At 51.5% G+C, this 7892-nt stretch carries 7 protein-coding genes; all 7 read left to right on the forward strand.

Features of this window, described 5'->3' with window-relative positions; translation table 11 throughout:
- The first annotated feature begins 618 nt into the window (after nt 1-618).
- The 7 genes from BOW53_RS11855 to BOW53_RS11885 are packed head-to-tail and all read left to right on the forward strand — an operon-like array spanning nt 619 to nt 7737.
- Nucleotides 619-1161 (forward strand): GspH/FimT family pseudopilin, encoded by a 543-nt coding sequence (locus BOW53_RS11855; RefSeq protein ID WP_078488189.1) that lies wholly within the window; start codon nt 619-621, stop codon nt 1159-1161.
- Entirely contained in the window at nt 1158-1616 is a 459-nt protein-coding gene (gene pilV / locus BOW53_RS11860) for a type IV pilus modification protein PilV (protein WP_245832137.1), read from the forward strand. The genes BOW53_RS11855 and pilV overlap by 4 nt, the downstream gene beginning before the upstream one ends.
- A gap of 23 nt (nt 1617-1639) precedes the next feature.
- The gene (locus BOW53_RS11865; RefSeq protein ID WP_172838892.1) at nt 1640-2635 is read left to right on the forward strand and encodes a PilW family protein; all 996 of its coding nucleotides are present in this window, start codon (nt 1640-1642) and stop codon (nt 2633-2635) included.
- Nucleotides 2632-3228 carry a pilus assembly PilX family protein gene (locus tag BOW53_RS11870; protein ID WP_078488192.1) on the forward strand — a complete coding sequence of 199 codons (597 nt, stop codon included), beginning with the start codon at nt 2632-2634 and terminating at the stop codon, nt 3226-3228. Before BOW53_RS11865 ends, BOW53_RS11870 begins: the two co-directional genes overlap by 4 nt.
- 20 nt (nt 3229-3248) lie before the next feature.
- Nucleotides 3249-6959, forward strand: a complete 3711-nt coding sequence (locus BOW53_RS11875) for a pilus assembly protein (RefSeq protein ID WP_172838893.1) — start codon at nt 3249-3251, stop codon at nt 6957-6959.
- 28 nt (nt 6960-6987) lie between these two features.
- Nucleotides 6988-7305 carry a hypothetical protein gene (locus tag BOW53_RS11880; protein ID WP_078488194.1) on the forward strand — a complete coding sequence of 106 codons (318 nt, stop codon included), beginning with the start codon at nt 6988-6990 and terminating at the stop codon, nt 7303-7305.
- A gap of 15 nt (nt 7306-7320) precedes the next feature.
- Nucleotides 7321-7737 (forward strand): type IV pilin protein, encoded by a 417-nt coding sequence (locus BOW53_RS11885; RefSeq protein ID WP_078488195.1) that lies wholly within the window; start codon nt 7321-7323, stop codon nt 7735-7737.
- Nucleotides 7738-7892: the final 155 nt, after the last annotated feature.

Raw genomic sequence — 7892 nt, forward strand, 5'->3', positions numbered from 1 at the left:
GACATCTTTTGTGATACAAAATGGTGCTGTTTTATTTGCCATGCCTCATTATATCAAGCTACACAATTCGATTGTTAACTTTACGCGTGACCCACTAGAAAGCATTGTCTCCCTTTGTATGCATTATGGTGAATTTGATAAACCTGGCTGCAAAATCCGGTAAAGCTACGAGCGATGCATGACCGATAGATAATGAGCCCAACATCAGGGCGTCCAAAAATAAACATTATCGGATAGATGCAGGTTTCATACGGCAGTACCGTCAATTTGTGGCAAGTAATGAGTCAATTTCTCGATTGTAGGACGAACACCTATATGTATTTGCCTTTTATCCTATTTGATCTTCAGACAGGCACCTCTCCCATTACTTCTGTAATCGTCACATTCTGAATCCTGCCTTTTGATATCCATAAAGGCACAACGAATCTTGCGACGCAGTTCACGGAAATTAATTATTTATTTGCCATTCTAAACTAGAGGTTATGTTTTATTGACCCAGGAAACATGCCCAAGCAGAGCATCGGGTGATTATCTCGAATTGTGTACTCTAAATTTGGGCTGTCTTGTTTGAACCGAATGCTCCGGTAGTTTTTTGGTTGTGAGCAGGAGTTGGTCTCTATGTTTTTTCGCCTTACCAGGAATAGTCCGGCCGGCAAGCTCATGGCTGGCATTGTTCTTCCCAACAAGGGGGTCACGTTTGTTGAGTTGATGGTATCGATAACCGTTTTGGTTGTCATGCTGGCGGTAGGTGTTCCCGGTATTCTTCAGATGAAACGAAGCAATGAACTGCTAACGACAGTCAATGCTGTCGTCAGTGCACTGACCTACGCAAAGGGTGAAGCGATCAAGCGGGGTGTGAGTGTAAAGCTTGCCCCGGTGGATGGAGATTGGGCCAAGGGTTGGTCTGTCGACCTGGATGGAGGAGAGTCTCTGAGAGAGTTCAAGGCGCCATCCAGTGATGCAACAGTTGCTGCCACCCAGGCATCGGTGGTCTATCGATACATGGGTAACGTTACCGATGCCACTTGCTTCGATATCCATGTGCCTGGTGGAAGTGGCAGCAATATCGAGAGATCTGTTGATATCAATGCGATGGGTCGCATTCTCTCGTGCCACGCCAGTTGTGACGATGTGGCGGGGGACCAGTCGCTATGCCGGTGAGTGTGAAGACACGTGGCGTTGAACTGCGATCAGGGCGATCGGCCATGGGGGGCTTCACCCTGATCGAGGTACTGGTGACGGTGGTGGTTCTTTCAATAGGTCTGTTGGGTTTGGCTGGATTACAGGCGGTTGGAATCAAGGTGAACCATGACTCGCTCATACGTTCCACGGCGAGCCTGGCAGCTTCTGACCTGACAGACCGAATCAGATCCAATCGGTCTAATATCGCGCAATATGCGGTCACCATGGCAGATACTTCCAGTCCTTACGGCGGCACAACCGCAGGCGATGATGTGGACGCCTGGCTCGCTTACCTTTCCAGTTCACTTCCGGAGGGTGATGGTTCTGTCGTTATCGCTGGAGACAGGGCAACAGTGACTGTCCGCTGGACAGACCGGCGCGCTGAGTCGGTAAGTGACAAGTATAAATCTTTCAGTGTCGTGGCTGATATCTGAGTGTGGTCAGTGCAATGAAAAGCATGAGAAGCAAACAGCAGGGTATCGGTCTGGTCGAGATCTTGATTGCAATGGTGTTGGGGCTGCTTCTGACCATAGCCATGGCTGAAGTGTTTCTGAACAGCAAGCAGGCTTACCGTTCCCAGGAAGCGATGGCACGAGTGCAGGAGAATGGTCGTTTCACCATGGAAATCATGTCGCGGGAGATCCGCATGGCCGGTTTTCAGGGGTGCGCGAACCTGGACAGTGCGGTACCCAACGTGATTGCGGATCCGGCGCCTGGCATGGGATTCAGTGCTTCTGAGGCGATTCTTGGATACGAGTTGAGTGACAGTGGTACTTGGAGTTCCACTTATGCCAGTCCCCCGGCAAGCGTGCTCAAGGGTACCGACAGCACTATCGTTAGCCGAGCCTCGGATTGCGGTGCTTACCTTGTTGGTAACCTGGCTTCAGACAATGCCAATATCCAGATCAATCCTGACAATACGTGTAATTTCAAACAAAACGAGATCCTGATTATCTCTGATTGCAAGAACACCGATGTGTTCAGGGCCAGCAGTGTTTCCAAGGGGTCGAGCAAGATCACCATAGCCCATGCGAATAACGTCAATACCACCAACCGCCTGAGTACGCTCTACGGAGAGGATGCCCAGATCTACAAGTTTCTCCAGACTGAATTCTTTATAAGGGAGAACAGCTATGGTCAGCCTACCATCTATATGCGTGAAAACGGCGGGACACCCCTCGAATTGATCGAGGGGGTAGAGGGTATGGAGATTCAATATGGGGAAGATACCACCAGCGACTATGCAGCGGACGCTTACGTGGATGCTCCGGCGGTTGCAGACTGGAGCAAGGTTGTTGGGGTTAGATTGACAATTTTTCTCAGATCCATACGCGATAACGTCGCATTGTCAGAAAGAGCCTATACCTATAACGGCGGAAGGTCCTCCATGTCGGACAAGCGACTGACGCAATCCATTACGGCTACCATCGGTTTGAGGAACAGGGCGCCATGATGAGTATGAAAATATCATCGGGAATCAAGGCGCGGGAGCAGGGTGCCGTCCTCATCACGGCATTGATGATTCTGCTCCTGTTGACGATTCTTGGAGCCAGTTCCATGGGTACCAATATCCTCCAGGAGAGAATGGCGTCCAATATGCACGATCGCTCGCTGGCCCTGCAGGCGGCTGAATCAGCATTGCGTGATGGTGAAAAGTGGATTGCCAACCTGGCCACTATTCCCGAGGTGAGTAGCAGTAATACAAACGGCAACGGTGATACGGTCTATATCTACGATCTGAATGAACCGGATCCTGACCAGGCCAACAATGAATACTGGTGGAATGAACGGGACAGCGCCTGGTGGGCGAGCAACGGCGTTAAATACAGCGGCAACTACTACACCAGTTCGGCCGCTGAAAGCGTTTTTGGTTATACGATGGCAGAGGAACCTGCCTTTATTATCGAAAAGCACCCTCCGAGAATGACCAGCCTGGAGGGTGGGAAACCACTCGATGATGCTGATATCTATCTCCAGGTGACGGCGCGGGGCGTCGGCGCAAGCGGTACAGCAATCGTCGTATTGCAGTCGATCTACAAATGGTGAATGGTTTAGAGGACAGCGCGGTGAGACGTTTTAAAAAGTTGATAATCGCGATCGCATCATGCGTGGTCATATGGATACCCACGACCCAGAATGTACGTGCTGCGGTGGATATTTCGGACTTGCCACTTTTCCTGGGTGGGGTGATCGAGCCCAATATCATGTTCACCCTGGATGATTCCGGTTCCATGCAGTGGGAGGCAATGCCGTCATCTGCATTGCTCAATGGCGGCGGGTATGCCTTCTACTACCTTTTTCCTTTCAACCAGGCTCAGTATGGCGGAACCTGGTACGGTTACAGTAGCGGTAGCGTGGATCTTCCCGGTTACGAGGACGATAATGAATACAGCTATAGAATGAGGTCGAGTCATAATAATGTGATCTATTATGATCCCGACATCTCTTATCATCCCTGGTCCTACCCGGATGGTACCCTCTATCCTGATGCCAGCCCGGCATGCGCCTATCACAATCCCTACGATACGAGCCTTGGCTGCCGCAACCTGACCGTGATAAATGATGGCGGGTCCGGAACGAGTACCGGCAGTTATGGCTGGTGGTATCAGCGTAAGTCGGATGGCAGCTACGATTGGTCACAAAGTAATTATGTGAATCCCCAAACATCCGATGCGGGCTTCTGGCCGGGAACCTATTTCAACTGGACCCCGGGTGGATCTGGCTGTGCTGTTTCCGATATCAGTGACAGGGATTGCTATACCAAGGTTGAGATCAAGTCGACAGTAAGCAGTTACTCAAGCCCGGATGGTATTACCCGTACGTACGACGAAGAGATCCAGAACTTCGCAAACTGGTATAGCTACTATCGCTCCAGGATACTGCTGGCCAGGGCGGGTGTGGGCCGCGCCTTTGCCAACCAGGGTACCGCTATGCGGGTTGGGTTTGCTGCGATCAACGAGGGCAGCAACACTATCGATGGAGAGAGCCACGATAACACGTTGATCCGCGGAGTGCGGGAATTTGAGGATGATGGCGTCAATAACTACCGGTCCAATATTTTTGACCTGTTATACGGCCATGTGATCAACAGCAACTACACGCCGTTGCGCCAGGCGCTGAACCAGGTAGGTGAATACTACGAGCGTGATGACAATGGCGGTCCATGGCGTGAAAAACCTGCCTCTACTGCTGCAGCCACCACTGAACTGACGTGTCGGCAAGCGTACAACGTGCTGATGACGGATGGCTACTGGAACGGGCCTGCGCCATTGTTGCCCTCGGGTGTGGATAACAATGTGGATGACAACGATGGGCCGTCTCTCACCGGGCCGGACAATGATCCATTTAAATACGAGCCTGAAAATCCCTACAAGGATGACTGGGACAATACGCTGGCGGATTACGCCATGTATTACTGGTACAGGGATCTGCGCACTGATCTCGACAACGAGGTGCCGACCAATGTCTTCGATGATGCGTACTGGCAACACATGGTCAGCTTTACCGTTGGTCTGGGCGTAGAGGGAACAGTGAGCCAAGCGGACCTGGATGCATTGACGCCTACTTCCTCTCCAGTCTGGCCGCAACCATCTACCTGGGGTAGTGTCAATAATGTGGATGATCTTTTTCATGCGGCAGTCAACAGTCGTGGTGCTTTCTTTTCGGCTTCCAATCCACTCGAGTTTGCTTCTGCACTGCAGGATACGTTGAGTGACATTGTTGGGCGTACGAGCTCTGCTGCCGCGATCGCAACCAACTCCACGCGCCTGGACTCCGATACCTTTGTCTACCAGGCCAGGTTTGACAGTACCGACTGGCTGGGCCAGTTGAGGGCCTTCAAAGTCAGCCAGGTTAGCGGTGAAGTGCTGGAGAGCGATCCGGACAACTGGGAGGCGAGTGAGATGCTGGACAATCGGTCATCTGCACTGCCACGTAATATCTTTACCTATGATTCAGCCGCCGGCGATGGCGTTGTGTTCAATTGGAGCAACCTGCCTGCAGCCCATAAGAACTACCTTGTCAACAGCGGTACGGATGCAGAAGGTGAAGATCGCCTTGATTACCTTCAGGGGGAACGGGACGAGGAGCAGAAAAATGGCGGCGTGTTGCGAGATCGTACCTCTATTCTGGGAGATATAATCAATTCCGACCCCTTTTTCGTTGGCAAACAGGATTATGGTTACAACGCACTTCCTGGAACGGAAGGGTCTTCTTATTCTGCCTACCGGTTGTCATCAAGGCCGGGAGTTGTCTATGTTGGTGCCAATGACGGCATGCTGCACGCTTTCCTGGCGGAAGAGACCAGCGATAGCGACACTACGCTTGGTGACGAGTTGTTTGCCTTTATACCCGAGGCGGTATTTCCCAATCTTGCGCTTTTAACCTCACCAACATACAGCCACAGGTACTTTGTTGATGGTCCGCCCAGGGCGGGAGATGCCTATATCAACAGTGCGTGGACGACTGTGCTTGTGGGTACTACCGGTGCAGGAGGGAAGTCGGTTTTCGCGCTCGATGTTTCCGATCCGGAAAACTTTTCTGTTGGCGATGTGATGTGGGAGTTTACCGACACCACCGATTCAGACCTGGGCTATACCATCGGCCAGGCTTCCGTTGTGCGCATGGCTAACGGCGATTGGGCTGCGGTTTTTGGTAACGGCTTTGATTCTTCAACGGGCAAAGCGGTGCTTTACGTGGTGGATATAACAGATGGCAGCCTGATCGCCAGGTTTGACACGGGGGTGGGCAGCGCAAGTGATCCGAACGGTATGGCAACACCGGTCACAGTAGATATCAATAACGACCGAATCATCGATTACATATATGCAGGCGACATGCAGGGGAACCTCTGGGGTTTCGATGTAACTGATACCAATGCCAACAAGTGGGCGTCAAGATATAAATCCGGAAATAGCCCTGCACCGGTTTTTAAGGCCTTTTACGACAAGGACAAGGATGGTGTTTTTGATGCCGGTGATGACAACGTACAGCCGATTACCAGTAAGCCGGACGCGATGAAGCATCCCAATGGCGGTGTAATAGTTGTTTTCGGTACAGGAAAGTATTTCGAAACTTACGACTCCATTTCTGATGACAAGATGAGCTTCTACGGCATATGGGATGATACGGATGACAACCAGTTCGACCCCGCTGAGGACAGGGATGAGTTGGTCGAGCAGACCATCGATTATGAAGTGAATCAGACTTACACCAATCCTGATAATCCCAGCGATACATACACCTTGGATCTGCGTGTTACTTCGGAGCATGACGTGGATACCACCGTGAAAAAGGGGTGGTTCATGGATCTGCGTCAGCCCGATCCTGACTTCAATACATCAGGGACGCACAGCAGTGTTACCTGGCAGGGAGAGCGAGTGGTCAGTGCTCCGCTCTTAAGAGAGGGAAGGGTTATCTTTGCCACACTCATTCCCAGTCTCGACCCTTGTGAGTTCGGCGGTACGGGTTGGCTGATGGAGTTGAACGCAGTGGATGGCAAGCGGCTCCCTGTCACGCCGTTCGACTTGAACAACGACGGTGTGTTCGACAGCAGGGACTACGTCAGTGTCGATCATGATGGTGATGCAAATACGCCCGCGATTCTGATACCGGCATCAGGTAAAAAGTCCAAAGAGGGCATTATTAAGACGCCGGGTATCGTGAAGACGGAGGCCAAGGAGTTCAAATACGTTAGCGGATCCAGTGGTGATATCGAAATGACCGTGGAGTCACGCAGTGCCAGAACCGGGCGCCAGTCCTGGAGACAGCTGCAGTAACGCCGCGACGTTTCAATAGGAGTCGGTTATGAGGTCTTATATTTTAAAGCTGGTGTTGGCGGTGATGCTCTGTGTGACCGCTGGAGCCTGGGCGGTGGAATCAGCACCTGCCCGCGAAGATGTACCCAGAATTGTGCGCTCGAGTGTAGGTTTTCTGAATTCGGTTGATCTATCTGCAGGCCGAATCATGATCGGAGAGCGATACTATTCTCTCGCGATTGATGTGGCGCCGGCCTACTTGCAGAGCCTTGTTGGTCGGCAGGTCAGCTATAGCCTGAGCAGTGGCAGGGAAGGTGTTAAGGTCGTCAATCTCCAGGTCCATGATCCCGTTAACGGACACAGATAAGGAAGAAGCTATCTCATGGTGCGGCATTGGCATGCAAAATTGCAGGGAATAACCCTGGTAGAACTGATGATCGTGTTGGCCGTTATCAGCATCCTGGTTGCGGTGGGTTATCCCCTGTATACCGATTATGTGTACAAGGCCAGGCGTGCGGATGCCAAGGCAGTACTTTTGGAATCGGCACAGTTCATGGAGCGCTACTATACGGAAAACATGTCCTACAGTGGCGCCGCATTGCCAACAGCGCTACAGACTGCTCCAAGAAGTTATGATGCATCCAGGGCCTTTTATACTGTTTCGGTGAACAGTGCGAGCGCTACGGCTTTTACTCTGACTGCAACACCTACGGCCAAGCAGACTGCTGATGACTGTGGAACCATGACGATCGATCAAACCGGGGCCACCACGCCGACAACTCCCGATTATTGCTGGTAGCAATATTTTGAGGAATGATCATCGGTAATTATCCTTCCAGACCTGATGCGGCAATGTCTAAGGCAACTCTGATTAATTTCGAAAATCGTATACCATCGACCTATTGATCTCCACTCCCAGGAAAACGATGAGACAGCAAAGCCTAGAAGCCAGTG

The sequence above is a fragment of the Solemya velesiana gill symbiont genome (assembly GCF_002020805.1).
Classification (GTDB): Bacteria; Pseudomonadota; Gammaproteobacteria; order Chromatiales; family Chromatiaceae; genus Sedimenticola_A.

Coding starts and splice junctions, on each gene's coding strand:
- BOW53_RS11885 (WP_078488195.1), top strand. CDS start 7,321: ATGGTGCGGCATTGGCATGCAAAATTGCAGGGAATAACCCTGGTAGAA.
- BOW53_RS11865 (WP_172838892.1), top strand. CDS start 1,640: ATGAGAAGCAAACAGCAGGGTATCGGTCTGGTCGAGATCTTGATTGCA.
- BOW53_RS11870 (WP_078488192.1), top strand. CDS start 2,632: ATGATGAGTATGAAAATATCATCGGGAATCAAGGCGCGGGAGCAGGGT.
- BOW53_RS11855 (WP_078488189.1), top strand. CDS start 619: ATGTTTTTTCGCCTTACCAGGAATAGTCCGGCCGGCAAGCTCATGGCT.
- BOW53_RS11880 (WP_078488194.1), top strand. CDS start 6,988: ATGAGGTCTTATATTTTAAAGCTGGTGTTGGCGGTGATGCTCTGTGTG.